Consider the following 25,791-nt stretch of genomic DNA (forward strand, 5'->3'; position numbering starts at 1 on the left):
GCCGAGACATCATCCTGAGTCGCAGATCAGCGCAGGGAACCCCGGTCAGCGCACGGAGCCCGCCAGGTGCGGCCTGCCGCTGCGCGCGTCGTGCAGGGCGAACTCCCAGGCCGGGCCGTCGGCGGTGGCGGTGAAGGCCACCGTGGACGGCAGCGGCACCGGCAGCTTGAACGCCACCTCGACCGCGTACGCCTCCGGCAGCCGGCTCTCCAGCGCGGCCAGGCAGCGCGCCTTGCTCCACATGCCGTGCGCGATGGGGCGGGGGAAGCCGAACAGCCGCGCCCCCAGCCGGGACGTGTGGATCGGGTTGTGGTCGCCGGAGACCCGCGCGTAGTCCGTGCCCACCCTCGGCGGCACCCGCCAGGAGGCGGTGGCGGCCGGCGCGGCGGGCCGCTCGCCCCGGTCGCGCCGCGCGCCGCCGCCGGCCGTGCGCTCCCTGCCCAGGTACGTCGACACGCCGCGCCATACCTCCGCCCCGCCGACCGCCCCGACCAGCACCACGTCGACCTGCCGACCCCGCTCGTGCGGGCGCAGGTGCTCGGCGTACGCGCGGAAGTCCAGCGTCTCGCCGGCCTCGACCGGCCGGCGCACGGTGATCCGGTTGGCCACGTGCACCAGCCCGACCAGCGGCAGCGGGAACTGCGGCGCGGTCATCAGCCGCAGCGCCAGCGGAAACCCCAGCACGTGCGGGTACGTCCCCGGGAGCCGGTCGGCCAGCCGGAACCCGCAGACCCGGTCGTAGTCGGCCAGGTGCGCCCGGTCGACGGTGACCCCGGCGACGGCCAGCTCGACCTGCGGCAGCGCGTCGCCGCGCCGGCGACCCGGGCCGGGCAGCGCCCCGAGCAGCGCCCGCCGGTAGAGCGGGCCGGCCTGCGGCAGCCGGGGCAGCTCCAGCAGGGCCCGGCCCTGCGTGTCCGCGCCGCCCATCACGCCCCCAGCAGGCTCTGGCCGCAGACCCGGACGACGTTGCCGCTGACCGCCCCGCTCGCCGGCCAGGCCAGCCAGCCGATCGTCTCGGCGACGTCCACGGGCAGGCCGCCCTGGGCCATGCTGTTCATCCGCCGGCCCGCCTCCCGCACGACGAGCGGGATGCGGGCGGTCAGCCGGGTCTCGATGAACCCGGGGGCGACCGCGTTGACGCTGATCCCGCGCTCGCGCAGCGCCGGGGCGAGCGACTGCACCAGCCCGATCACGCCCGCCTTCGAGGTTGCGTAGTTGGTCTGCCCCCGGTTGCCGGCGATCCCGGCGATCGAGGAGACCGAGACGATCCGCCCGCCGGCCGGGATCAGCCCGCGCTCCAGCAGCACGTCGTTGATGCGTTCCTGGCTGGACAGGTTGACGTCGATGACGCTGTCCCACCGGTCGGCGTCCATCCGGCCCAGCGTCCGGTCCCGGGTGATGCCGGCGTTGTGCACCACCACGTCGACCCGGCCGTGCCGGGACGCGAGATGCTCGGCGAGCCGGGCGGGCGCGTCCGGGGCGGTCAGGTCGAGCTGCACGGCGGTCCCGCCGATCTCGTTGGCGACGGCGGCCAGCTCGTCCCCGGCGGCCGGGACGTCGAGCGCGACGACCTGCGCGCCGTCGCGGGCCAGCACCCGGGCCAGGGCCGCGCCGATGCCCCGGGCCGCCCCGGTGACCAGGACGACCTGGCCGTCGAGCGGCCGGTCCCAGTCGGCCGGCGGCTCGGCCGCGCCGGCGCCGACCCGGACCACCTGCCCCGAGACGTACGCCGAGCGGCCCGAGAGCAGGAACCGCAGGGTGGCCTCCAGGCCGGTGGCCGTGCCGGCGTCCCCGTGCGCCGTGACGTGCACGAGCTGGGCGGTGACGCCCCGGCCGAACTCCTTGCCGATGCTGCGGGTCAGCCCTTCCAGGGCCCGCTGGGCGGTCGCCTCGCGCGGCGTGCCGCACTCGTCGGGCGGGGTGCCGAGCACGATCACCCGGCCGCCGGGCAGCACCGCGCGGGCCCGCGGGTGGAAGAAGTCGTAGAGCTGGCGCAGCCCGGTGGAGTCGGTGATGCCCGTGGCGTCGTAGACCAGGGCGCCGAAGCGCTCCTGGGCGTCGGCGGTGGCCGGCTCGCGCAGCTCCACCCCGGCGGCGGTCAGGATCGTGCCGACCGGCCCGGCGAGCCGGCCGCCGGTGGCCGCGCCGAGCAGGGCCGGCCCGGTCAGCAGCGGGTCCCCCGGGGTGTGCCGGCGCAGTCGTGGCGGGTCGGGCAGCCCGAGGCGCTTGACCAGCGCGCGGCCGGCCCCCGATCGGACGAAGCTCGCGTACCTGTCGGTCATAGGCGTAGCCTACTGGCCAGTAGGTTGTGGGCAAGCCCTGAAACGGAGGCGGGATCGTGCAGAGCATCCGGCGGGTCGCGGTCATCGGCGGCAACCGCATCCCCTTCGCCCGGTCCAACTCGCGGTATGCCAGCGCCTCGAACTCCGACATGCTCGGCGCGGCCCTCGACGGGCTCGTCGCGCGGTTCGGGCTGGCCGGGCAGCGGGTCGGCGAGGTCGTCGCCGGGGCGGTGCTCAAGCACTCCCGGGACTTCAACCTCACCCGCGAGGTGGTGCTCGGCTCGAAGCTCGACCCGCACACCCCGGCGTACGACATCCAGCAGGCGTGCGGCACCGGCCTGGAGGCGGCGATCCTCGTCGCCAACAAGATCGCCCTCGGGCAGATCGAGGCCGGCATCGCCGGCGGCGTCGACACCACCTCCGACGCCCCGCTGGCCGTCAACGAGGAAATGCGGCGCACCCTGCTCCGGCTCAACTCCGCCCGCACCCTCGGCGAGCGGCTGAAGATCGCGGCGAAGCTGCGTCCGCTCCAGCCGTTCCAGCCGGAGATCCCGCGCAACGCCGAGCCGCGCACCGGGCTGTCGATGGGCGAGCACGCCGCCCGCACCGCCCTGCGCTGGCACGTCGACCGGCAGGCCCAGGACGAGCTGGCGCTCCGCTCGCACCAGCGGCTCGCCGCCGCGTACGAGCGGGGGTTCTTCGACGACCTGTTGACCCCCTACCTGGGGCTGACCCGGGACCAGAACCTCCGCCCCGACACCACCGCAGAGAAGCTGGGCTCGCTCAAGCCCGTCTTCGGCCACCGGGGCCCGGACGCCGAACAGGCGACCATGACCGCCGGCAACTCCTCCCCGCTCACCGACGGCGCGTCCACGGTGCTGCTCGCCTCCGAGCAGTGGGCGGCCGAGCGCAACCTGCCGGTGCTCGCCTGGTTCTCCTGGTCGGAGACGGCGGCCGTCGATTTCGTGCACGGCGACGAGGGGCTGCTGATGGCCCCGGCCTACGCCGTGCCCCGGATGCTGGCCCGCGCCGGGCTGACGTTGCAGGACTTCGACTACTACGAGATCCACGAGGCGTTCGCCTCGCAGGTGCTGGCCACCCTCGCCGCCTGGGAGTCGCCGGAGTTCTGCAAGGACCGGCTCGGCCTGGACGCCCCGCTCGGGTCGATCGACCGGGACAAACTCAACGTCAACGGCTCGTCCCTGGCCGCCGGCCACCCGTTCGCCGCCACCGGCGGGCGGATCGTCGCCACGCTGGCCAAGCTGCTCGCCGAGTCCGGTTCCGGGCGGGGGCTCATCTCGATCTGCGCGGCCGGCGGCCAGGGGGTCACCGCGATCCTGGAACGCTGACGCCCGGCCCCGCCGCCTCGCCCCGCTGCCTCGCCCCGCCTCGCCGGGCCGCGCCGCAGCTCGCCGCGCTGACCCGCCGCCGTGCGGCCGTCCGGTGCCGGGCGGCCGACGTTCACCGGGCGTTCAACTCGGTGTGTGGCTGTGGTGGCCTCGGGCCGGCAGGGTGGCCGGCGATGGACATCAGCGCAGCCGGGGCGACACCGGACCTGTCCGTGGTCGTCCCCATGTACAACGAGCAGGACGTCGTCGCGGTGTTCGTCGAGCGGCTCCGGCCGGTGCTCGACCGCACCGACGCCACCTACGAGGTGGTCGCCGTCGACGACGGCAGCCGCGACGCCACGGCCCGGCTGCTGCTCGACCACGCCCGGTCCTGGCCCCAGCTCCGGCTGGTCCGGCTGCGCCGCAACAGCGGCCACCAGGCCGCGCTCACCGCCGGGCTGCACCGGGCCCGGGGCCGCTGGGTGGTCAGCATCGACGCCGACCTCCAGGACCCGCCCGAGGTCATCCCCGAGATGCTGGCCGCCGCCCGCGACCGGGGCGTCGACGTCGTGTACGGGGTGCGCGCCGACCGCAGCACCGACACGCCGTTCAAGCGCGGCACCGCCGGCCTGTACTACCGGCTGATGCGGCGCATCGTCGGCGCGGACCTGCCCGCGCAGGCGGGCGACTTCCGGCTGGTCAGCCGCGACGTGGTGGAGGTGCTGCGCCGGCTGCCCGAGCGCACCCCGGTCTACCGGCTGCTGGTGCCCTCGCTCGGCTTCGCCGCCGCCGAGGTGCGCTACTCCCGCGCGGCGCGGGCCGCCGGGGAGACGAAGTACCCGCTGCGCCGGATGATCGCGCTGGCCTGGGACAGCACGGCGAACTTCACCGCCGCCCCGCTGCGGCTGGCCACCTGGCTCGGCGTGGTCAGCTTCGCGGCCTGCCTGGTGCTGGCCGTCCTCGGCCTGGTCGCGTACGCCGACGGCGCGACCATCCCGGGCTGGACCTCGCTGTTCGTGGCGGTGCTGCTGTTCAGCGCCGTCCAGTTGATCTGCCTCGGGCTGCTCGGCGAGTACGTCGGCCGGATCTACCGCACCGTGCAGGACCGGCCCACCCACCTCGTCGGCTTCGACTCCGCCGAGGCCCTCTTCGACGCCGCCGGGGAACCCTTCCGCTCCGGCGGGGTGCCCGCCGGCCCGGCGTCCGGCGCGCCGGCCGTGGCGGTGGCGGCTGGCCGGGCCGGTGACTGAACCGGCGGTGCTGACGCAGGACCCGCCGGTGGCGTCGGACGCGCCCGCCCCAGGCGACGCGCCTGCCGGTCGGGGCGGCCCGGCGGCGGCCCGCCGGGTCGCGGCGGCCCTCGCCTGGTCGGCGGTCCTCGGCGCGCTGGTCGCCGGCTGGTGGTGGACGGGCACCCCGGGCGGCGACGTCGCCCGGTACGTCGCCTATTGGGCTCTCGCCCTGGTGCTGCCGGGCACGCTCGTGCACCGGGCGCTGCGGGGCAGCCGGGGCAACCTGCCGGAGGACCTGGGCCACGGTGCCGCCGTCGGCCTGCTGCTGGAACTCGCCGCCTGGGCGTTCGCCACGGCCACCGGCGCCCAGCCGGCGCTGCGTTGGTGGCCGGTGCCGGTGCTGACGCTGTTCGTCGCGGTGCCCCGGCTGCGCCGGCACTGGCGGATCGCCAGCCCCCGGCCGTTGCCGCTGCGCTGGACGCTCGCGGTCGCCGGGGTGCTGGTCCTCGTCGTGGCCTGGGCGGCCGTGGGCTGGCGGGCGAACCCGCTGCCGCCGGTGGACCACGTCTATTACCAGGACCTGCTCTACCACCTGGGGCTGGTGCACGAACTGACCCGGACGATGCCCTTCGAGCTGCCGCAACTGGCCGGGGAACCGCTGCGCTACCACTACCTGGTCGACGCGCACCTGGCCAGCGCCAGCATGATCACCGGTACGGAACCGGCGACGGTCCTGCTCCGGCTGTGGCTGGTGCCGGTCGCCGCGACGGCGGTCGTCGTCACCGCCGGGCTGGCCCGGGACCTCAGCGGGCGCTGGTGGGCCGGGCCGGTCGCCGCCGCGACCGCGTACCTCGGGGTGTCGCTCTCCCTCGGCTCCGCCGCGACGGCCAGCGGCACCCTCCCGCTGTCCGTGGAGAGCCCCTCGCAGACGTACCTGCTGCCCCTGCTCCTGCTGCTCACCGGCGTCTGTGCGGACGTGGTGCGCGGCCGGCGGCCCGGGTGGGGCTGGGCGCTGGTGCCGGCGGCGGGCCTGGCCGTCGCCGGGGCCAAGTCCAGCGGCCTGCCCCCGCTGATCGCCGGCGTGGCGCTGGCCGGGGTGGTCGTCGCCCGGCGGGCCCGCCGGGTGCCGTGGGCGGTCGTGACGCTGCTCGCGGTGCTGGTCGCGGCGATGGCCGTCGGATACCGGCTGTTCGCCGGGGGCGGCGCGGGGGTGCTCTCCCCGCAGGTGTTCGGGGTGCTGCGGTTCCTCGCGCCGTGGCGGGAGACCGTCGGCGCGGGCGGGGGCATCGCGGCGGGCGGCCTGCTGCCGCCGGGCCTCGCGGCGGCCGGCGTGTCCGGATGGATCTTCGCGCTCGCCGTGCTGGGCTGGTGGTCGGCGCTCCAGGCGCCCCGGTTCGTCGGCGTGCTGCTCCTGGCCCGCCGGGGCACCCGGGGTGACCCGGCGGCGTGGCTGCTGGCCGGGGCGCTGCTGGCCGGGGCGGGCGGCGCCTGGTCCTTCTTCCACCCGTCGGTCAGCCAGCTCTACTTCTTCCTGGCGGTGGTCCCGCTCGGGGCGCTGCTGACCGCGTGGCTGCTGGCCGAGGCGCGCCCGTGGTGGCCGGTCGTGGCGGTCGCCGCGACCGTGGGCGCGGCGGCCCAGTGGCTGCTCGACCCGCCGGCCCCGCCCGAGCGGACCGGGTGGGCCTGGCTGTGGGCGATGGCCGTGCCGGCGGGCCGGGTGCTGGCGCTGGCCGGCGTCGCCGCGCTGCTCGCCGTCCTGCTCGTCGCGCTGCGCGCCCGACGCGCCCGGGGCCCGGCGTCGCCCGGGGGTCGGCTCCCGGCGGTCCTGCTGCTCCGAACGGCGGTGGCCGGGGTGGTCGCCGCGCTGTGCGGGGCGAGCGTGGCCGGCGGCCTGGAGTGGACCGCGCGCCGGATCGGGGACCCGCCCCGGGTGCTCACCGCCGCCGAACGTCCCTGGGCGCTCACCCGGGACGAGGCGCGGGCGGCCCTCTGGCTGGACGCCCACGCCGGCCCGGCGGACGTGGTGGCCACCAACGTGCACTGCCGGCCGGTGCGGACCGTCGCGCACTGCGACGCGCGGGCCTTCTGGGTGAGCGGGCTGGGCGGCCGGCGCACGCTCGTGGAGAGCTGGGGCTACACCGACGAGGCCCTGGCCGGGCACGCCCGGGACGGCTTCTCCTACCCCCGGCAGCCCGCCCCCGACCCGGAGCTGTTCGCCCGCAACGAGCGGCTGTTCACCGCGCCGACCGCCGGGGAGCTGGACCGGGCGCGCCGCGAGGACGGCGTGCGGTGGCTGCTCGCCGACCCGGCCGCCGGCCCGGTGTCGCCGGAGCTGGCCCGGCTCGCCGAACCGGCGTTCGTCGCCGGCCCGGTGACCGTCTACCGGCTGCGCTGACCAACCCCTTACCGGTATAAACAGCACGAAAACTCACATCCCAGGTCCGATCTCCAGAAGATGAGGGCAGTTCCTGTCCTTTTCCTGGGGGTTCGACGTGAAAATTCCTCGTTGGGCCCTGGCCGCGCTCTCCGGCGCGGCCCTGGCCCTGCTTCCCGCCGTGGCGGCCCAGGCCGCCCCGACCGACGCCGACGGCACGCGGCTCGTCGCCGACCGGTCCGCCGCCGGGGGCCTCTGGGGCCCGGGGCCGGGCCGCCAGGGCTCGCCCCGCTCCGGCACGGCGGCGTCCCGGCCGTCTGCTGACGATGAATCGGATGAACGGAGGTCGGGTGTGGACCGGCACCACGTACGCGCCGCGCTGCTGGCGGCCGGGTTGTCCCCGGACGCCTTCGAGATCGAGGGCGTGCACGAGCACGTGCCGGTCCCGCCCGACTTCTGGTTCCTGCGCCGCTCGCCCGACGGACGCTGGGAGATCGGCCTGTACGAACGCGGGACGCACGACGTCCGCCAGGCGTACGACTCCGAGCAGGCGGCCGCCGCCGGCCTCTACACGGCGCTGACGGGGCGGCCCGCGCCGTATTGATCTCCGGTTGCCGGGCGTTCCTACTGTGGATCCAGCCCGCCCGGACGTCACCGGCGGCACCCGTCGAGGAGTGGCCATGTCCGGTCGAGTCCTGTTCCGCCCCGTCCCCGTCGTCCCCGTCGCCCTCGGCCTGGCCGTCGTGCTCGCCGCCGCCGGCTGCGCGTCCACCGCCACGGGTTCCGGGGGATCCACCGCGAAGACGACCGTGACGGAGGCACCCGGCGACGCGCGGGCCTCGGCCGTCACCGCCGGCGGCACCGGTACGGGCACCGGCACCGGCGACGGCGACGGAGGCAGCGGCACGACCGGCGGCGGGTCCACGGGCGGCGGCACGACCGGCGGCGGGTCGACGGGCGGTGGGTCCACCGGCGGCGGGTCGACGGGCGGCAGCAGCGGCGGCGGATCCGGCACGAAGTCCAGCGGCCCCACCATCGGATACTTCCGGGTCGCCCAGAAGCCGACCTGCCCGGCCGGGACCAACGTCAACCCGATCGCCGGCACCCCGGTCGTCCTGGAGTGGAAGACCGGCAACGTCGACTCGGTCGCCCTCTCGGTCGACGGCCCCGGCGTGTACGGCGACAACTACCCGCCGGCCGGCAGCGAGACGGTCAACTTCCCCTGCTCCGGCGGCGAGGGCGACGTCCAGGAGCACACCTACACGCTGACCGTCCGCAACGCGCACGGCAAGCAGTCGAAGACCATCGTGGTGACCGCGAAGGCGCACGACATCCCGCGCGTCTGACCAGCGACGTCACCGCCGGCCCGCCCCGGCTGAAGGGGCGGGCTGGCTCGGGCGGCGGTCCCGGCGTACGGGAGAATGGGGCACGTGACGACGATCCCGAACGTGCTCGCCCACCGGTACGCCTCGCCCGAACTGGTCGCCCTCTGGTCGCCGGAGGAGAAGGTGCGGATGGAGCGGCGGCTCTGGCTCGCCGTGCTCCGCGCCCAGCGCGACCTCGGCGTGGCCGTCCCCGACGGCGTGGTCGAGGCGTACGAGCGGGTGCTCGACGACGTCGACCTGGCCTCGATCGCCGAGCGCGAGCGGGTCACCCGGCACGACGTGAAGGCTCGCATCGAGGAGTTCGGCGCGCTCGCCGGGCATGAGCACGTGCACAAGGGGATGACCTCCCGGGACCTCACCGAGAACGTCGAGCAGCTCCAGGTCCGCGCGTCGCTGGAGCTGGTCCGGGACCGGGTGGTGGCCACCCTCGCCCGGCTCGCCCGGCTCGCCAACGAGCACTCCGGCCTGGTCATGACCGGCCGGTCGCACAACGTGGCCGCGCAGGCCACCACGCTGGGCAAGCGCTTCGCGTCGGCCGCCGAGGAGCTGCTGATCGCGTACGAGCGGCTGGAGGACCTGATCGCCCGCTATCCGCTGCGGGGGATCAAGGGCCCGGTCGGCACCGCCGCCGACCAGCTCGACCTCTTCGACGGCGACGCCGACAAGGTGGCCGAGCTGGAGCACCGGGTCGCCGAGCACCTCGGCTTCGCCCGCGTGCTGGACAGCGTCGGCCAGGTCTACCCGCGCTCGCTCGACTTCGACGTGCTCGCCGCACTGGCCCAGGTCGCCGCCGCGCCGTCGTCGCTGGCCACCACGATCCGGCTGATGGTCGGGCAGGAGCTGGCCACCGAGGGGTTCAAGCCCGGCCAGGTGGGCTCCAGCGCGATGCCGCACAAGATGAACACCCGGTCCAGCGAGCGGGTGAACGGCTTCGCGGTGATCATCCGGGGTTACCTGTCGATGGTCGGCGAGCTGGCCGGCGACCAGTGGAACGAGGGCGACGTCTCCTGCTCCGTGGTGCGCCGGGTCGCCCTGCCCGACGCGTTCTTCGCCGCCGACGGGCTGTTCCAGACGTTCCTCACCGTGCTGGACGAGTTCGGGGCGTACCCGGCGGTGGTCAACCGGGAGCTGGAGCGCTTCCTGCCCTTCCTGGCCACGACGAAGATCCTGGTCGCGGCGGTGCGCCGGGGCGTCGGCCGGGAGGCGGCGCACGAGGCGATCAAGGAGCACGCGGTCGGCGTGGCGCTGGCCATGCGGGAGCGGGGCGCCACCGAGAACGACCTGTTCGACCGCCTCGCCGCCGACCCGCGCCTGGGCCTGTCCCGCGCCGACATCGACGCGCTGATCGCCGACCGCACCGCCTTCGTTGGCACCGCCGGCGCCCAGGTCGACCGGGTGACCACCCGCATCGCGAAGATCGCCCTCACCCACCCCGGGGCGGCCACCTACACCCCGCCCCCCATCCTCTGACCCCCACCCCACCCCACCCCCACCCCCCAGTTCGCCCTGGTGATCAAGAGATTTGCGTCATGCTGGAGATCAACTCTGACACTTTTCTCTTGATCACCGACCCGACCCCCGGTCCGAACCCCGGTCGGCCTTGGCCGGGTGGGTGGGGGTCACGGGTTGCGGGTGGGGGTTTCGGCGGCCGAGGAGAGGTTGGGGGCGCTGGCCGGTTCGGCGATGCCGCCCGGGGCCTCGGCGATCGCCGGGTCGTGGGCCGTGTCGGCGGCGATCGTCGGCTGGTCCGGGGGCATGACGTCCGGGGTCTTGGCGGCCACGATGACCGCGGTCCCGTACGCGCAGATCTCCATCCACATCTCGCCGCAGTCCCGGCTGTCGAAGCGCATGCCGATCACGGCGTTCGCGCCGAGGCGGCGGGCCTCCTCGCCGAGGCGGGCCACCGAGTCCGTACGCCAGCGGGTCAGGTTGTCCGGCGCCATGGGGTCGTACGCGCCGCCCCGGAGGTTCTTCACCCCCTCGCGGTACGGGTTGCGCGTCCTGGCCATCGAGGACACCACTTCGCCGAGGATCTGGCGGATCTCGTAGCCGGGCAGTTGATCCGTCGTCACGACCAGCACGTTCTGATGCTGTCGCACCGGCGGGCGACGGTTCGTCGGCCGTGGTCACCTGATCGGATGCTGCAAAAGGGGTCGGCGCGGACGGTCGGCGCGTGGCCGACCATCCGCGCCGAGGCGGGTGCTAACCGTCAGACACCGGCCACGGAGGTGATCCAGGCCCGGTTGTACGCGACACTGCCGTAGTTCTGGATGCTCACGCCGTCGGCGGTGGAGGCGACGCCCACCTGCTGGCCGTTGTAGAACTGCGGGCCGCCCGAGTCGCCCCGCCACGCGTTGCCGTTGATCTCGGTGCTCCGGATCGCCTGGCCGCCGTACGCGTCGGTGACGTTCGTGCTGGTCACCCGCACGCTGGCGGTCTTGAGCTGGCTGGACGCGCCGCAGCCGCTGTAGCAGGTCATGCCCCAGCCGTAGATGGTGTTGGTGGAGTTGACCGGCGGGTTGCTGCTGGCCAGCGAGACGGTGGAGGTGCTGACCGCGCTGGAGAGCCGCAGCAGCGCCAGGTCGTAGCGGGTGTACGAGGCGCTCACGGTGCGGGTGGTGCCGCCGGAGGCGTAGTAGACGCTGCCGATCCGGACGGACATGGTGCCGCTGACGCAGTGCCGGGCGGTGAGCACCCACGTCGAGGCGATCACGCTGCCGGAGCAGGTGAAGGAGCCGTTGCTGAAGACGGCGGCGGCCCACGGTGCGGAGGAGACGGTGCCGCCGCCGATGATGGGCTGGGGGCCGGCCGGTGCGGCGGTGGCGCCGCTGGTGACGCCGAGGACGCCGGCCAGGGCGGCGCCGGCTACGGCGAGCAGGGAACGGATACGCATGGGGACGTACTCCTTGCCTAGGACCCGGGGTCGCCGGGTCGGTCGTGCCGGCGGGCGCGGGGGTCACCCGCCAGGACTTCCATTGACCTGTATCGATGGATACTAGGGGTGGCCGATTCTGGCGGCAAGGCTGCGATCGAGACTAGCCGATGTAACAATTTGGCGACCCCTGGCGTGGTGAACCGCCTGCTCCGGGACGTTTCGCGTGGGATCGGACATGGTACGGCCCCGCGTCCCGGTGGTTATGTTGATCACTGCCTGAACCGCGCCCGGCCGGTGCGGCTGAGGCGGTATCTGCCAGGTAGGCTGGCTGCGCTCGCCCGTTGTGGGTCGGCACCCAACTGCGTACACAGTCAGGAGTGCCCAGTGCCTCGCGTCGTCGTCGACGTCATGCTCAAGCCCGAGATCCTCGATCCTCAGGGCCAGGCCGTCGCAAACGCGCTGCCCCGGCTCGGCGTCAGCGACGTCGCCTCTGTCCGGATCGGCAGGCGGATCGAGATCGACTTCACCGGTGAACCGGACCTGGACCGGGCCCGGGAGATCGCCGACAAGCTGCTCGCCAACCCGGTCATCGAGGACTTCACCGTCCGCCTGGTCGAGACCGACGAGACCGCGGGCGCGCACCCGTGACCGCCCGGGTCGGTGTGGTCACCTTCCCCGGCTCGCTCGACGACGGGGACGCGGCCCGTGCCGTCCGGATCGCCGGCGCCGAGCCGGTCCGGCTCTGGCACGGCGACCCGGACCTGCGCGGGGTGGACGCCGTCGTCCTCCCCGGCGGCTTCTCCTACGGCGACTACCTGCGCTGCGGGGCCATCGCCCGGTTCGCGCCGGTGATGGAGACCCTGGTGGACGCCGCCCGGGGCGGCCTGCCGGTGCTCGGCATCTGCAACGGCTTCCAGATCCTCTGCGAGGCCCACCTGCTGCCCGGCGCGCTGACCCGCAACCAGCACCTGCACTTCCGCAACCGCGACCAGGTCCTGCGGATCGAGGCGGCCGGCACGGCGTGGACGAACGCCTTCCAGGCCGGCCAGGAGATCCTCATCCCGGTCAAGAACGGCGAGGGCTGCTACGTCGCCGACGCCGCCACGCTGGACCAGCTGGAGGCCGAGGGCCGGGTCGTCGCCCGCTACGTCGGCGGCAACCCCAACGGGTCGCAGCGCGACATCGCCGCCATCACCAACCCCGCCGGCAACGTGGTCGGCATCATGCCGCACCCCGAGCACGCCGTGGAGGCGCTCACCGGCCCCTCCCTGGACGGCCTCGGCTTCTTCACCTCGGTGCTCAAGCACCTGGTGGGGGCGCCGGCGTGACCGTGCGCGGCACCAACGGTCGGCTCCACCGCCCCTGCGGCGGCGAGCGCAGCGAGGAGAGGTCATGACCACCCATCCGGACCCGGCGGTACGGGAGACCCCGGGCGGCCAGCCGGCCGTCCCGGCGGAGCCCTTCGCGGCCACCGTGGCGCCGCAGGCCGGCCCGGTCGACCCGGCCGCCCGTCCCGGCGAGCCGGTCCACCCCGAGTCGTCCCGGCCCGTCCCGGCCGCCGACTGGGCGCACGGCCTGGACACCGTGCCGCGCGCCGCCGAGACCCCCGAGGAGCTCCAGCCGTACGCCGAGCTGGGCCTCCGCGACGACGAGTACGACCGGATCCGGCAGATCCTCGGCCGGCGGCCCACCCAGGCCGAGCTGGCAATGTACTCGATCATGTGGAGCGAGCACTGCTCCTACAAGTCGAGCAAGGTGCACCTGCGCCAGTTCGGCGAGAAGGCCCCGCCGAGCGACCGGCTGCTGGCCGGCATCGGCGAGAACGCCGGTGTGGTCCAGGTCTCCGACGAGCTGGCCGTGACCTTCAAGGTCGAGTCGCACAACCACCCGAGCTTCGTCGAGCCGTACCAGGGCGCGGCGACCGGCGTCGGCGGCATCGTCCGGGACATCCTCGCCATGGGTGCCCGCCCGGTCGCCGTCATGGACCCGCTGCGCTTCGGCGCGGCCGAGCACCCCGACACCGCCCGGGTGCTGCCCGGCGTGGTGGCCGGCGTCGGCGGCTACGGCAACTGCCTCGGCCTGCCCAACATCGGCGGCGAGGTCGTCTTCGACCCCTGCTACCAGGGCAACCCGCTGGTCAACGCGCTCTGCCTGGGTGTGCTGCGGGTCGACCGGCTGCAGAAGAAGGAGGCCACCGGCCCCGGCAACGTCGTGGTGCTGATGGGCGCCCGCACGGGCCGCGACGGCATCGGCGGCGTGTCGGTGCTGGCCAGCGCCACCTTCGACGAGGGCAGCGAGCAGCGCCGCCCGTCCGTGCAGGTCGGCGACCCGTTCATGGAGAAGCTGCTGATCGAGGCGTGCCTGGAGCTGTACGACGCCGAGCTGGTCGTCGGCATCCAGGACCTCGGCGGCGCGGGCCTGACCTGCGCGCTCACCGAGACGGCGGCGTCCGCCGGCACCGGCATGCGGGTCTGGCTGGAGCGGGTCCCGCTGCGCGAGGCGTCGATGGAGCCGCAGGAGATCCTGGCCAGCGAGTCCCAGGAGCGGATGCTGCTGGTCGTCGCCCCGGACAAGCTGGAGGCGGTGCTCAAGACCGCCGAGAAGTGGGGCGTCTGGGCCACCGCGATCGGCGAGGTCACCGCGCCGTCGCCGGACGGGCGGCCCGGCCGCCTCGTGATCACCTGGCGCGACCAGCTCGTCGTGGACGTCCCGCCGGGTTCGCTGGTCGACGACGGTCCGGTCTACGCCCGCCCGATGCGCGAGCCGGCCGACCTGATCCTGCTCCAGGCCGACCGCGCCGAGACGCTGCCCCGGCCGTCGACGCCGGAGGCCCTGCGCGAGACCGTGCTGCGCATGATCGCGTCGCCGAACCTCGCCGACAAGACCTGGGTCACCGAGCAGTACGACCGGTACGTGCTGGGCAACACCGTGCTCGCCCAGCCGGAGGACTCCGGCGTGATCCGCATCGACGAGCGCACCGGCCTGGGCGTCGCCCTGTCGCTGGACGGCAACGGCCGGTACGCCCGCCTCGACCCGTACCACGGCACCAAGCTGGCGCTGGCCGAGGCGTACCGGAACGTGGCCGTGACCGGCGCGAAGCCGATCGCCGTGACCAACTGCCTCAACTTCGGCTCGCCCGAGGACCCGGGCGTGATGTGGCAGTTCGCCGAGGCCGTGCGCGGCCTGGCGGACGGCTGCCTGGAGCTGGGCATCCCGGTTACCGGCGGTAACGTCAGCTTCTACAACCAGACCGGCGCGGCGGCGATCCACCCCACCCCGGTGGTGGGCGTGCTCGGCGTGCTGGACGACGTGGCCAGCCGGGTGCCGATGGGCTTCGTCCCGCGCAGCGGCGGCGACCACGACCAGCTCTTCCTGCTCGGCGAGACGCACGTGGAGCTCTCCGGTTCCGAGTGGGCCTGGGTGACCCACGAGCACCTCGGCGGCATCCCGCCGCACGTCGACCTGGGCCGCGAGCGGCAGTTGGCCGACCTGCTGGCCGAGGCGGCCCGCGTCGGGCACCTCAGCTCAGCGCACGACCTCTCCGACGGTGGTCTCGCGCAGAGTTTGGTGGAGTCCTGCCTGCGGCGCGGGGTGGGCGCGGTGATCGCGGTGCCGGAGCAGTTCGCCGGCGGCTCGATGCCGTTCGTCTTCCTGTTCAGCGAGTCGGCCGGGCGGGTCCTGGTCTCGGTGCCGCGCGGCCACGAGAAGGCGTTCACCGCCCTCTGCGCCGAGCGCGGGGTGCCGTGGGAGTTCATCGGGGTCACCGACCCGGCGGGCGGCGCGCTGGAGGTGCGCGACCAGTTCCGGATCGGCCTGGACGAGCTGTCGGCCGCGCACCGCGCCACGCTGCCCCGCCTGTTCGGCGGGGCGGAGCCGGCCGAGCCGGTCGTCCCGGTCGTACGGGCCACCGCTGCGGTGCCGGTCGCCGCTGCGCCGGTGCCGCCCGCCGCCGAGGCACCGGCCCCGCCGGTGACGGCGACGGAGCCCGCCGCGGCGGCACCGCCCGCCCCGGTGGCGACGCCGGCACCGCCCGCCCCGGCGACGCCGGCCGCCGACGCGGCATCGTCGCCCGTCCCGCAGGCTGCCGGGGCACCGGCCGCGCAGGCCGCCCCGGCCGACGCGGAGACGGACCCCGCGCCCGGCGGGCCGGCTGCCGCCACTGCGGCTGCCCCGGTCGCCGACGCGGCGCAGCCGGCCGACGACGGGTCGCCGCAGGCCCGGCCTGAGCCGCAGCGGCCCGACGGCGCAGAGCCGACCGACGGCTCCGGCTTCGCCGCGCCCGATCAGCGCTGAGGTGTGACGGCGACGGTCCACGCCCAGCCCGGCTCGGGTGCCCGGTTCGACTGGGGACTGGCCGGCGCGGCGGAACTCGGCCGGGTCTGCGCCGTCCTGGTGGTGGTGGACGTCCTCTCGTTCACCACCACCGTGGAGGTGGCGGTCGCCAGGGGCATGCGGGTGCATCCGTTCCCCTGGGGCGAGCAGGCCGCCGAGTACGCCCGCCGGGTCGGCGCGGTCGCCGCCGTGGGCCGCCGGCAGGCGACCCCGGAACAGCCGTGGTCGCTCTCACCGGCGGCCCTGCGCACCGCGCCGGCCGTCGCCGACCTGGTGCTGCCCTCGCCGAACGGCTCGGCGATCAGCGCCGCCGCCAGCGCCACGGGCCTGCCGGTGGTCGCGGCATGCCTGCGTAACGCCCGCGCCGTCGGGCGCTGGCTGACCGACCAGGGGTACGGCTCGATCGACGCCCCGGTCGGCGTGGTGGCCTCCGGGGAACGCTGGCCGGACGGTTCCCTGCGCCCGTGCGTGGAGGACCAGCTCGGGGCGGCGTGCGTGCTCGATGCGCTCTCCGGTGTCCCCGGCGGGCTGTCGGTGGAGGCGGCGATGGCGCTGGCCGCGCTCGCCGCGACGCCGGACGTCCCGGCTGCCGTGCGCGGCTGCGTCTCCGGCCGGGAGCTCGTCGAGGGCGGCTTCGGCGGGGACGTGGAGGTGGCCGTCCAGGTCGGCGTCTCGGGCGTGGTGCCTGTGTTGCGGCGGGGCGTCTTCTCCGCCGCCCGGCTCTGAGCGGAGCCGGCCCGACTCTGGGCGGAGCCGCCTTCCGGTCCTGAGCGGAGCCGACCCGGCTCACGCGTCGCCACGAGGAGGGCGGCTGCCCCGTCCCGGGGTAGCCGCCCTCCTCGTCGTCGCGTCGTGCGGGCCGCCGGCCCGCGTCGGTCAGTCGTCCAGCCAGTCCAGCCGGCGGCCGCCCCGGTCCTGCTGCTGCGGCGGGCCGTCGGGCCGGGCCCGGCCCGGCTGCTGGTTCTGGTCGCCGTAGTAGCCGCCGGGCTGCTGCTGGTCGTAGCCGCCGGGCTGCTCGTAGCCACGGTCGTCGTAGCCGCCACGCTGGTGGGGGGGCTCCTGACCGTAGCCACCCTGTTGGCCGTACCCGCCCTGCTGGCCGTAGCCCTCGGAGCCGTATCCGCCACGCTGGTCGTAGCCGCCCTGCTGCTGGCCGGCGTCGTAGCCGCCGCCCTGCTGGCTGTGCTGGCCGTAGCCGCCGCCGCCGTAGCCGCCGGTGGGCTCGGCCGCGCCGTAGCCGCCGGTGGGCTCGCCGCCGCTCCGGCCGCCGTACTGCGGGGGCTCCGGCTGGCCGTAGCCGCCGTGGCCCTGCTCCGGCTGGTAGGTGCTGGTCGGGTACGGGTCCGCCGCAGGCGGCGGGTAGGAGGAACCGGTGTCCCCGGTGTACCGCCCGGTCGGCTCGTCGTAGCGCTCGCCGCCGTAGCCGCCACCGCCCTGGCCGGGGTACCCGCCGGCCGGCGCGGGCGCGCCGTAGTCGCGGTTGCCGTAGCCGCCACCGGAGGAGGTCGGCGCCTCGGCGCCGTACCCGCCGCCGGCGTTGCCGTAGCCGCCGCCCGAGGCGGGCGCGCTGCCGTAGCCGCCGCCGGAGGCCGGGGCGGAACCGTAGCCGCCGCCGGAGGCCGGCGCGCTGCCGTACCCGCCGCCGGAGGCCGGGGCAGTGCCGTAACCGCCGCCCGAGGCGGGCGCCTCGGCACCGTAGCCGCCGCCGGCGTTGCCGTAGCCGCCGCCCGAGGCGGGCGCGTCGGCACCGTAGCCGCCACCGGGATTGCCGTAGCCGCCACCGGAGGCCGGCGCGGCGCCGTACCCGCCGGCCGCGCCGTAGCCGCCGGTCTGGGGCTCGTCGCCGTAACCGCCGCCGCCCCAGCCGCCCTGCTGCTGGCCGCCCGCGCCGTACGGGGCCGGCGGAGCGCCGTAGGGGTCCGGCGGGACGTCGTCGACGACCGGCCGGTGCATCATCGTCGGGGCGTCACTGAGCGAGGTGCCGCCGACCATCGTCGGGTCGGGCCCGGCGCCGACCCGGTTCACCACCCGGGTCTGGTCGTCCGTCCCGCCGTACGCCCCCCGGGCGGCCGGGATCGCGCCGGCCGCGGCGGCGCCCTTCGGGGCGTCGTCGACGTCGTCGCCGTTCTCCCGGCGCTTCATCCAGAGCAGCACGATGGTGCCGACGCCGACCGCCACGAACAGGCCGCCGAGCAGGATGAGCAGCCACGACATGCCGCTGTCCTCCTCGGTCGAGGCGGCGTTGTTCGCGGCACCGGGGGCGGCCTCCGTCGGCTCCTCGACGGCGTCGTCGGTGGCCTCGTCGGAGGGCAGCGGCTCCTCGCTGGCCGACGGGCTGGGGCTCGGGCTCACCTCGACCTTGATCGCGAGGCTGAGGCGCTGCCCGCTGATGCTCTGCCCGGCGCTGGCGGTGAAGGACTTCGTGACGCGGACCTCGCCCTGGATCGCGCCGATGCTGAGCCGCCCGGGAACGATGGGCTTGTCGGTGCTGCCGGTGAAGCGGAAGTTGCCGCTGCCGTCGCTGGTGGTCTCGAACTTCGCCCCGGTGCTGTCCTGGAGCATCACGACGGCGTTCGGCACCGCCTCGCCGTTGGCCGCCGCGACCACCTTGCCGGAGACCGACTTGACGGTCTGCGTCTGGGCGGGCGTCGTGGGTGCGGTCTTGCCCTTGACGTTGAGCTGGAAGCTGCCGGTCGTGGAGTCCGACTTGTCGGGCTGCACCTGGACCGTCACGTTGATCCCGCCGGCGTCCGGTGCGCTGTCGCTGGCCTTGATCGTCAGGAGCTGGGTCCTCGGGGCCTGGCCGTTGAAGCTGATCTGGCCGCAGCCGCCCGTGCAGCTCACGCCGGCCGGCAGCCCGGTGAGGCTGATCTGGGCGCTCGCGTCGTCGTCGCTGGGCGTCACCTTGACGCTCACGGTGGCGTCGCTGCCCGCGTTCAGGTTGATCGAGCCGGGCGTGACCGTGACCCCGGCGGCCAGGGCCGGTGTGGCGGGGACGGTGAGCAGGGCGCCGATTGCCAGCGCCACGACCACACCCGCCCGCTGCTGCCAGGCACGTCGGTGTGTTGACACGTCCACCGCCTTCCGGTCTGACTTCCCTCCGCCGGCGGGGCGCCGGGCCGGGGATCATCACGGTACGAATACGCCGTCGGCAACTATGCCTTGTCTGACCGGATCGGCGCGACCCAGGGCCAGCGTCGAAAGCGCCGGAGCCGGGTCGTATCGTCCCGTCGTGTCCTCTCCGCACATTAAGTCCGCAGCGGTCGCCGAGGCGCTCGCCGCGCTCGACGAGGGTCGCACCCCCGAACGGCTGGTGTTCCGGGAGGCGGTCCGGGCCTTGTTGACCGCCCTCACGGAGCGTGCCCCCGGCCGATCGGTGGAGGTGCGTGTCCCACCTTACGGTGCAGTTCAGTGCATTCCCGGTCCCCGACACACCCGGGGGACCCCGCCGAACGTCGTCGAGCTGGATCCGACCACCTGGCTGGAGCTGGCGACGGGCCGGCGGAGCTGGGCGGACGCGGTCACCGAGGGTCGTGTCCGGGTCAGCGGGGTCCGCGCCGACCTCTCCGCGCACCTTCCGCTCCACCTGGGCGAATAGTCCGGCCGGGTGGTCACGGAAAGGAGCCGAATCGTGACTTTCTGTATTGACACCGATTCGCGTACACTGTCAGGCGACGACAGTGGTCCCGGCCGGGCAACGCGGACCAGCGCATCCGTCCGGCCCGGCCAGTCCCGACCAGCATGAGGGAGCGGCAGGTGCCCCGAGGCGACGGCCGGCTGAGCCACGATCTCGATCCCCAACGACCCGGCCCCCAGGACGCCTGCGGCGTCTTCGGCGTCTGGGCGCCCGGGGAAGAGGTCGCCAACCTCACCTACTTCGGGCTCTACGCCCTCCAGCACCGTGGCCAGGAGGCCGCCGGGATCGCCGTCAGCGACGGCTCCGGTGTGGTGGTCTACAAGGACCTCGGCCTGGTGGCCCAGGTCTTCGACGAGCCGACCCTGGCGAGCCTGCGCGGGCACCTCGCGATCGGGCACGCGCGCTACTCGACGACGGGCGGCTCGACCTGGGAGAACGCCCAGCCGACCATCCGGTCCACCAGCGCGGGCACCACCATCGCGCTGGCGCACAACGGCAACCTGGTCAACACCGCCGAGTTGCAGCGTGAGGTGGCCGAGCGGGGCCTGGCCGCCGACGGCTCGACCAACGACACCTCGCTGGTCACGATGCTGCTGGCCAGCCGTCCGGATCTCTCGGTCGAGGCAGCCGCGCTGGAGGTGCTGCCCCAGCTGCGCGGGGCGTTCAGCTTCGTCTTCATGGACGAGTCGACGCTCTACGCGGCCCGCGACCCGCACGGCGTGCGCCCGCTGGTCCTCGGCCGGCTGGAGCGCGGCTGGGTGGTGGCGAGCGAGACCGCCGCGCTCGACATCGTGGGCGCGAGCGTGGTCCGCGAGGTGGAGCCGGGCGAGTTGATCGCCATCGACGAGAACGGCCTGCGCTCGGCCCGGTTCGCCGCGCCCGAGCCGAAGGGCTGCCTCTTCGAGTACGTCTACATCGCCCGCCCGGACGCCACCATCGCCGGGCGCAACGTGCACGCCGCCCGGGTGCAGATCGGCCGCCAGCTCGCCAAGGAGCACCCGGTCGAGGCCGACCTGGTCATCCCGGTGCCGGAGTCCGGCACCCCGGCCGCCATCGGCTACGCCGAGGAGTCCGGCATCACCTACGGCGCCGGCCTGATGAAGAACCCCTACGTCGGCCGGACGTTCATCCAGCCGTCGCAGACCCTGCGCCAGCTCGGCATCCGGCTGAAGCTCAACCCGCTGCGGGAGAACGTGCGGGGCAAGCGGCTGGTGGTGGTCGACGACTCGATCGTGCGCGGCAACACCCAGCGGGCGATCGTGCGGATGCTGCGCGAGGCGGGCGCGCTGGAGGTCCACGTGCGGATCTCCTCCCCGCCGGTCAACTGGCCGTGTTTCTACGGCATCGACTTCGCCACCCGGGCCGAGCTGTTGGCCAACGGGCTGGACAACGAGGGCATCCGGCGGTCCATCGGCGCCGACACGCTGGGTTATGTTTCGCTTCCCGGCCTCATCGCCGCGACCGAGCAGCCGAAGACCCGGCTCTGCCGGGCCTGCTTCGACGGGGAATACCCGATCGAGCTGCCGGCCGGGAACCTGATCGGCAAGCACGTGCTCGAAGGGGTGGGACGCCGGGTCGCCGATGCCCCGGACGCCCCCGAGCACACCGTCCCACCGCTCGTCGCCACTTCGGGCGGCGCGACCGTACACCGCCAGTAGCACCGCCCGACGCGGGCCGACCGGCCAACCGCCGGAGCCCGCGAGAACCGCAAAAGGGGAGAACCGTGACGCACGTTTCCGAGCGCAGCGGCACAGGAAGCAGCCCGACCGGCGCTGGCGGCGACCGCCAGCCCTGGACGGCCGGCAACGGCCGCCCGGCGCGCAAACGCTCGGTCTCGTACGCGGACGCCGGCGTCTCGATCGAGGCGGGCGACCGCGCGGTCGAGCTGCTCAAGTCCAAGGTCAAGCAGACCCGTCGCCCGGAGGTCATGGGCGACCTGGGCGGCTTCGCCGGCCTGTTCCGGCTGGACACGAAGAAATACAAGAACCCGATCCTGGCGTCCTCCACGGACGGGGTGGGCACCAAGCTGGTGATCGCGCAGCAGCTCGACATCCACGACACGATCGGCATCGACCTGGTCGCCATGGTCGTCGACGACCTGGTGGCCTGCGGGGCCGAGCCGCTGTTCCTGCTCGACTACATCGCCTGCGGTGAGGTCGTCCCCGACAAGGTGGCCGAGATCGGCGCGGGCATCGCCGACGGCTGCCGCTACGCGGGCTGCGCGCTGCTCGGCGGCGAGACGGCCGAGCACCCCGGCGTGCTGCGCCCGGACGAGTACGACGTCTCCGCCACGGGCGTCGGCGTGGTGGAGGAGAGCGAGATCCTCAACCCGGAGCGGGTGGAGACCGGTGACGTGGTCATCGCGATGCGCTCGTCGGGCCTGCACTCCAACGGCTACTCGCTGGTGCGGCACGTGCTGCTGGGCGCGGGCCGGATGCGCCTGGACGTCGTGATCGAGGACTTCGGCCGGCAGCGCACCCTCGGCGAGGAGCTGCTCACCCCGACCAAGATCTACGCTCAGGACTGCCTCAAGCTGATCGCCGAGGCCGAGGTGCGGTCGATCGCGCACGTCACCGGTGGCGGCATCCCGGGCAACCTGGTGCGCATCCTGCCGGAGAACGTCGACGCGGTGGTCAACCGCTCCACGTGGAAGCCGCAGCCCATCTTCGACCTGATCCAGTCCAAGGGCCGGATCGAGGACCACGAGATGGAGTCGACGTTCAACATGGGCGTCGGCATGTTCGCGATCGTCTCCGCCGAGGACGCCGACCGGGCGCTGGCCACGCTGACCGGGCGGGGCGTGGACGCCTGGCAGGCCGGCGAGATCATCGAGGGCACCGGCAAGGTGCAGATGGTCGGCCAGCACACTCGGGGCTAACATCGAGGTTCATTGATTTGCTCGGCGTCTGGTCGGGGGTTCACCCGAGCGGCCGTCGCCGCCTAGCCTGAGGGGCACCCTTCGGGTCGGGAAGGAGGGCGATGGCTGCTCGGGGACGGCCGTTGAGCGGGATGCGGGGGATCTCCCCGGTCCCGTCGTACGTCGTGATGCAGCCGACGACCCTGTGCAACCTCGACTGCGCATACTGCTACCTCCCGATGCGGGCGGCCGACCGGCGGATGCCGGTCCCGGTCGCCGAGGCGGTGGCGGCCTCCGTGAACCGCTGGGCGGAGGCCGACCGCTTCTCGGTGGTATGGCACGGCGGGGAGCCCCTGGCCGCCGGCCGGGAGCACCTCGCCGCGCTGATCGCCCCGTTCGGCCCGGAGGTCGAACACCACGTGCAGACCAACGCGACCCTCATCGACGACGCCTGGTGCGAGTTCCTCGCCGCGCACCGGGTGCGGGTCAGCGTGAGCGTGGACGGGCCACGCGGGCGCAACGGCGACCGGGTCACCCGGGCCGGCCGGCCGGCGTACGACCGGATCATGCGCGGGGTGGCGGCGCTGCGCCGGCACGGGCTGCCCTTCTCGGCCCTGGCCGTCGTCAACGACCCGGATCCGGGCCGGGCCGCCGAGCTGTACGACTACTTCCTCGGCCTGGGCTGCGAGGTGCTGGGCGTCAACATCGAGGAGACGGAGGGGGTCAACACCCGGAGCAACGCCCACGAGGCGGCCCGGGTGCGCGCGTTCTGGGCGGAACTGGTGGCCGCCTGGCGGCGGGACCCCCGCATCCACCTGCGCGAGGTGGAGTGGTCGCTGCGGTACGCGGCGGCGGTCCTCGACGGCGGCGTCGACGGGCTGCTGCCCCGGCGGCTGGACCCGATCCCCACGGTCGGCCACGACGGCTCTGTGGTCGTGCTCTCCCCGGAGCTGGCCGGCTTCTCCGACCCCCGCTACGGCGACTTCAGCAGCGGCAACGTGCTGACGACCCCGCTGGCCGAGATCGTGGCCGGCGCGGAGCGGACGACCGGCTGGGTGGGTGAGTTCCTGGCCGGCGTGGAGGCGTGCCGGGCGTCCTGCCCGTACTTCGGGTTCTGCGGGGGCGGGCACGCCGCCAACCGTTACTTCGAGCTGGGGCGTTTCGACGGTACGGAGACCGAGCACTGCCGTAACAGCAAGATCCGCTTACTGGAGGGAGTGTTGGACCATGCCCGAGAACACCGGACACCGGCGGTCTGAGCGCGTCGGAGGGGCCACGGAGGGCCCGGTCGTCGACCGGGTGCGGGATGCTGCCGACGGGCTCGCCGCGCTGCTCCAGGAGGCGGAGGACGCGCGCCGGCTGCGGTCGGAGGCGACGGGTGGAGAGGGCGCGGGCGCAGTGTGCGCCTGGAACCACTTCGAGAACATCCCGACGTTCTACAACTGGAACAACCGGCCCCGCTGAGGACACGGCTCCGAGATCAAGGACCTGCCGATCGCCCGGAACGGGGTCCGGTGGACAGATCCTTGATCATCGGTTGGTCGCCGGCCCCGGGACGGGCACAAACGCAAGCACGCGGACTGCCGCGTGCTCAGCTGCTCCCGGGGGTCAACGGGTCGGACGGACCCAGGGGTCCGGGTCCTCGTCCGCGTGATCCTCGTCGTCGTCGTCGACATACTCTTTGTAGTCGTCGTCGAAGTCGTGGTTCGACTTACCAGCACCCGCCAGTTCGCGCTGCAAGGCGGTGAGGTCGGTGTTCGGGGAGTGGTACTTCAACTCCCGGGCCACCTTCGTCTGCTTGGCCTTAGCACGGCCGCGCCCCATGGCTCGACCCCCTCGCACAGAATTCGGGGCAGCCCGAAGGCGGGCCCCGATGACGTCAGGCATCTCTCGTGGCTCTTACGGTACATGGGGATGCCGCCCTTCGGCACCTCGGGTTACCGCAGGCCGGCTCTGCGCGTCGCAGTCATCCGGCCGTCACCGATTGTACTGAGGTAAGGGGTCGCTGCCGGATCACTCGTGACATCGGGCAGTTGGGCAGTAATCACCCCGATTTCCAGCTTAACGCCGCCCGCCCCCGGGCCCGGCCCGGTCGCCCGACCCGGGGTCGGGCACGCCCCGGGCCGGACTGTGACCTTCGCCGCAGCTCGCAGGCCGGCGCTCAGCTAGCAGGGCCGGCACCCAGCTCGCAGGCCCGCGCTCAGCGCCCACCACAGGGCCGGGCTCAGCGCCGCGCGGTGGCCGTCACCTCAGGTGGATCGTCCGCAGCCGGCCGACCTCCGCCATCCGGCGCTCGGCGAGCCGGTCCGCCGCCACCGCCGGGGGCACCCCCTCGTCGTCGGCGAGCCGCAGGATCTGCCGGGTCGTGTCGTAGATGCGGGTGGCCCGGAGCCGGGCCCGGTCGAAGTTGAAGCCCTCGATCTCGTCGGCCACCTGGATCACCCCGCCCGCGTTCACCACGTAGTCGGGGGCGTAGAGGACGCCCCGGTCCGCGAGCAGCTTCTCGATGCCCGGGTGGGCGAGCTGGTTGTTCGCCGCGCCGGCGACCACCTTCGCCCGCAGCGCCGGCACCGTGTCGTCGTCCAGGGCGCCGCCCAGCGCGCACGGGGCGTACACGTCGATGTCGGCGGCGACGAGCGCGGCGGCGTCGTCGACCAGCTCGACCTGCGGGTGGTTGGCGCGCACCCAGTCGCGCGCCCGGGGGTCGACGTCGGTCGCCACCACCTCGGCGTGGTCGTCGAGCAGGTGTCGGGTCAGGTGCTTGCCGACCTTGCCCAGCCCGGCCACGCCGACCCGCCTGCCGTTGAGGGTGGGCGCGCCCCAGACGTGCTCGGCGGCGGCCCGCATGCCCTGGAAGACGCCCCAGGCGGTCAGCACCGAGGAGTCGCCAGCACCGCCGTGCTCCACGCTGCGGCCGGTGACGAAGCGGGTCTCCCGGGCGATCACGTCCATGTCCGCCACGTACGTGCCGACGTCGCAGGCGGTGTAGTAGCGGCCGTTGAGCGACTCGACGAAGCGGCCGTAGGCGCGCAGCAGCGGCTCGCTCTTGAGCTGGTCCGGGTCGCCCCAGATGACCGCCTTGCCGCCGCCCAGGTCCAGCCCGGCGAGCGCGTTCTTGTACGCCATGCCGCGCGACAGGTCGAGCACGTCGGCCAGCGCGGCCTCTTCGCTCGCGTACGGGTAGAAGCGGGTGCCGCCGAGCGCGGGGCCCAGCGCGGTGGAGTAGATGCCGATGATCGCGCGGAGGCCGGTCTGTGTGTCCTGGCAGAACACGACCTGCTCGTGGCCGGTGGAGGACGGGTCGTCGAGGCTGGTGAAAACGCCCATGGCTGACTCCTGTGCGGTGTGCGTCCTTGTGGGACGTGGACCTGGTGGTGCGTCCGGCGGGATGGTGCCGGTGCTGCCGAGCCTAGTACCGGCCGACGCCGTACCGTCGTGCGCAGCGTGCCCGTCCAGGGGCGTCCGGGCGGGCAGCGCGCCTGATCGGGG

21 protein-coding genes and 1 pseudogene are annotated in these 25,791 nt (G+C 74.4%); 15 read left to right on the forward strand and 7 right to left on the reverse strand.

From position 1 onward, the window contains the following. Positions 1–45: 45 nt before the first annotated feature. The gene (locus O7628_RS13095; protein WP_278130633.1) at positions 46–927 is read right to left on the reverse strand and encodes a MaoC/PaaZ C-terminal domain-containing protein; all 882 of its coding nucleotides are present in this window, start codon (positions 925–927) and stop codon (positions 46–48) included. Continuing rightward, positions 927–2,282 (reverse strand): 3-oxoacyl-ACP reductase, encoded by a 1,356-nt coding sequence (locus tag O7628_RS13100; RefSeq protein ID WP_278130634.1) that lies wholly within the window; start codon positions 2,280–2,282, stop codon positions 927–929. The genes O7628_RS13095 and O7628_RS13100 overlap by 1 nt, the downstream gene beginning before the upstream one ends. 56 nt (positions 2,283–2,338) lie before the next feature. On the opposite strand from O7628_RS13100, the gene O7628_RS13105 reads away from it, so the two are divergent. The 6 genes from O7628_RS13105 to purB all read left to right on the forward strand — a co-directional run bounded on the left by O7628_RS13105 (position 2,339) and on the right by purB (position 10,071). Then, positions 2,339–3,631, forward strand: coding sequence for an acetyl-CoA C-acetyltransferase (locus O7628_RS13105; protein WP_278130636.1), 1,293 nt, complete (start codon positions 2,339–2,341; stop codon positions 3,629–3,631). Between the two features lie 173 nt (positions 3,632–3,804). Continuing rightward, complete coding sequence (locus O7628_RS13110) at positions 3,805–4,860, forward strand: glycosyltransferase family 2 protein (protein WP_278130638.1); 1,056 nt, start codon at positions 3,805–3,807, stop codon at positions 4,858–4,860. Next, complete coding sequence (locus O7628_RS13115) at positions 4,853–7,237, forward strand: hypothetical protein (protein ID WP_278130640.1); 2,385 nt, start codon at positions 4,853–4,855, stop codon at positions 7,235–7,237. The genes O7628_RS13110 and O7628_RS13115 overlap by 8 nt, the downstream gene beginning before the upstream one ends. Positions 7,238–7,334: 97 nt before the next feature. Next, positions 7,335–7,820: a hypothetical protein gene (locus tag O7628_RS13120; protein WP_278130642.1), complete on the forward strand. Its 486-nt coding sequence runs from the start codon at positions 7,335–7,337 to the stop codon at positions 7,818–7,820. 76 nt (positions 7,821–7,896) lie between these two features. Next, positions 7,897–8,562 carry a hypothetical protein gene (locus O7628_RS13125; RefSeq protein WP_278130644.1) on the forward strand — a complete coding sequence of 222 codons (666 nt, stop codon included), beginning with the start codon at positions 7,897–7,899 and terminating at the stop codon, positions 8,560–8,562. Positions 8,563–8,646: 84 nt separating this feature from the next. Continuing rightward, positions 8,647–10,071 carry an adenylosuccinate lyase gene (gene purB, locus O7628_RS13130; RefSeq protein ID WP_278130645.1) on the forward strand — a complete coding sequence of 475 codons (1,425 nt, stop codon included), beginning with the start codon at positions 8,647–8,649 and terminating at the stop codon, positions 10,069–10,071. Positions 10,072–10,220: 149 nt separating this feature from the next. Here the strand turns inward: purB and O7628_RS13135 are convergent. Beyond that, positions 10,221–10,786, reverse strand: a pseudogene (locus tag O7628_RS13135) (YbjQ family protein). Between the two features lie 24 nt (positions 10,787–10,810). Next, positions 10,811–11,494, reverse strand: a complete 684-nt coding sequence (locus O7628_RS13140; protein WP_278130648.1) for a DUF1986 domain-containing protein — start codon at positions 11,492–11,494, stop codon at positions 10,811–10,813. A gap of 366 nt (positions 11,495–11,860) precedes the next feature. Here O7628_RS13140 and purS point away from each other — a divergent pair, with 366 nt between their 5' ends. The 4 genes from purS (at position 11,861) to O7628_RS13160 (ending at position 16,534) form a co-directional block, all read left to right on the forward strand. Beyond that, a complete protein-coding gene (gene purS / locus O7628_RS13145) occupies positions 11,861–12,124 on the forward strand; it encodes a phosphoribosylformylglycinamidine synthase subunit PurS (protein ID WP_043961200.1) in 264 nt (87 codons plus the stop codon). Next, positions 12,121–12,804 (forward strand): phosphoribosylformylglycinamidine synthase subunit PurQ, encoded by a 684-nt coding sequence (gene purQ, locus O7628_RS13150; RefSeq protein WP_043961201.1) that lies wholly within the window; start codon positions 12,121–12,123, stop codon positions 12,802–12,804. The genes purS and purQ overlap by 4 nt, the downstream gene beginning before the upstream one ends. Before the next feature lie 64 nt (positions 12,805–12,868). Continuing rightward, the gene (gene purL / locus O7628_RS13155; RefSeq protein ID WP_278130651.1) at positions 12,869–15,769 is read left to right on the forward strand and encodes a phosphoribosylformylglycinamidine synthase subunit PurL; all 2,901 of its coding nucleotides are present in this window, start codon (positions 12,869–12,871) and stop codon (positions 15,767–15,769) included. A 3-nt stretch (positions 15,770–15,772) separates the two neighbouring features. Then, positions 15,773–16,534 carry a 2-phosphosulfolactate phosphatase gene (locus O7628_RS13160; RefSeq protein WP_278130653.1) on the forward strand — a complete coding sequence of 254 codons (762 nt, stop codon included), beginning with the start codon at positions 15,773–15,775 and terminating at the stop codon, positions 16,532–16,534. Positions 16,535–16,684: 150 nt separating this feature from the next. Here O7628_RS13160 and O7628_RS13165 read toward each other — a convergent pair whose 3' ends face one another. Then, on the reverse strand, positions 16,685–18,880 hold the full coding sequence (locus O7628_RS13165) for a carboxypeptidase regulatory-like domain-containing protein (protein WP_278130655.1): 2,196 nt from the start codon (positions 18,878–18,880) through the stop codon (positions 16,685–16,687). A gap of 160 nt (positions 18,881–19,040) precedes the next feature. On the opposite strand from O7628_RS13165, the gene O7628_RS13170 reads away from it, so the two are divergent. The 5 genes from O7628_RS13170 (at position 19,041) to amcA (ending at position 23,766) form a co-directional block, all read left to right on the forward strand. Next, positions 19,041–19,406, forward strand: coding sequence for a sterol carrier family protein (locus O7628_RS13170; protein WP_043961208.1), 366 nt, complete (start codon positions 19,041–19,043; stop codon positions 19,404–19,406). Between the two features lie 158 nt (positions 19,407–19,564). Beyond that, complete coding sequence (purF, locus tag O7628_RS13175) at positions 19,565–21,103, forward strand: amidophosphoribosyltransferase (protein ID WP_278130659.1); 1,539 nt, start codon at positions 19,565–19,567, stop codon at positions 21,101–21,103. Positions 21,104–21,168: 65 nt separating this feature from the next. Continuing rightward, a complete protein-coding gene (purM, locus tag O7628_RS13180) occupies positions 21,169–22,323 on the forward strand; it encodes a phosphoribosylformylglycinamidine cyclo-ligase (protein ID WP_074475588.1) in 1,155 nt (384 codons plus the stop codon). A 131-nt stretch (positions 22,324–22,454) separates the two neighbouring features. Continuing rightward, positions 22,455–23,561 (forward strand): cyclophane-forming radical SAM peptide maturase AmcB, encoded by a 1,107-nt coding sequence (gene amcB, locus O7628_RS13185; protein ID WP_347405234.1) that lies wholly within the window; start codon positions 22,455–22,457, stop codon positions 23,559–23,561. Then, positions 23,530–23,766, forward strand: coding sequence for a multiple cyclophane-containing RiPP AmcA (amcA, locus tag O7628_RS13190; RefSeq protein WP_074475586.1), 237 nt, complete (start codon positions 23,530–23,532; stop codon positions 23,764–23,766). The genes amcB and amcA overlap by 32 nt, the downstream gene beginning before the upstream one ends. A gap of 144 nt (positions 23,767–23,910) precedes the next feature. On the opposite strand, the gene O7628_RS13195 is transcribed toward amcA, so the two are convergent. Continuing rightward, entirely contained in the window at positions 23,911–24,126 is a 216-nt protein-coding gene (locus O7628_RS13195) for a DUF3073 domain-containing protein (RefSeq protein WP_036373645.1), read from the reverse strand. A gap of 420 nt (positions 24,127–24,546) precedes the next feature. Then, the gene (locus O7628_RS13200) at positions 24,547–25,629 is read right to left on the reverse strand and encodes a Glu/Leu/Phe/Val dehydrogenase dimerization domain-containing protein (protein ID WP_278130667.1); all 1,083 of its coding nucleotides are present in this window, start codon (positions 25,627–25,629) and stop codon (positions 24,547–24,549) included. Positions 25,630–25,791: the final 162 nt, after the last annotated feature.

It is taken from the genome of Micromonospora sp. WMMD956 (genome assembly GCF_029626125.1).
GTDB classification, from domain to species: domain Bacteria; phylum Actinomycetota; class Actinomycetes; order Mycobacteriales; family Micromonosporaceae; genus Micromonospora; species Micromonospora carbonacea.

Excerpts from the sequence above, each read along its gene's own strand:
- O7628_RS13095 (WP_278130633.1), bottom strand. The coding sequence starts at position 927 with ATGGGCGGCGCGGACACGCAGGGCCGGGCCCTGCTGGAGCTGCCCCGG.
- O7628_RS13100 (WP_278130634.1), bottom strand. The coding sequence starts at position 2,282 with ATGACCGACAGGTACGCGAGCTTCGTCCGATCGGGGGCCGGCCGCGCG.
- O7628_RS13110 (WP_278130638.1), top strand. The coding sequence starts at position 3,805 with ATGGACATCAGCGCAGCCGGGGCGACACCGGACCTGTCCGTGGTCGTC.
- O7628_RS13125 (WP_278130644.1), top strand. The coding sequence starts at position 7,897 with ATGTCCGGTCGAGTCCTGTTCCGCCCCGTCCCCGTCGTCCCCGTCGCC.
- O7628_RS13140 (WP_278130648.1), bottom strand. The coding sequence starts at position 11,494 with ATGCGTATCCGTTCCCTGCTCGCCGTAGCCGGCGCCGCCCTGGCCGGC.
- purL (WP_278130651.1), top strand. The coding sequence starts at position 12,869 with ATGACCACCCATCCGGACCCGGCGGTACGGGAGACCCCGGGCGGCCAG.
- amcB (WP_347405234.1), top strand. The coding sequence starts at position 22,455 with ATGCGGGGGATCTCCCCGGTCCCGTCGTACGTCGTGATGCAGCCGACG.
- amcA (WP_074475586.1), top strand. The coding sequence starts at position 23,530 with ATGCCCGAGAACACCGGACACCGGCGGTCTGAGCGCGTCGGAGGGGCC.
- O7628_RS13195 (WP_036373645.1), bottom strand. The coding sequence starts at position 24,126 with ATGGGGCGCGGCCGTGCTAAGGCCAAGCAGACGAAGGTGGCCCGGGAG.
- O7628_RS13200 (WP_278130667.1), bottom strand. The coding sequence starts at position 25,629 with ATGGGCGTTTTCACCAGCCTCGACGACCCGTCCTCCACCGGCCACGAG.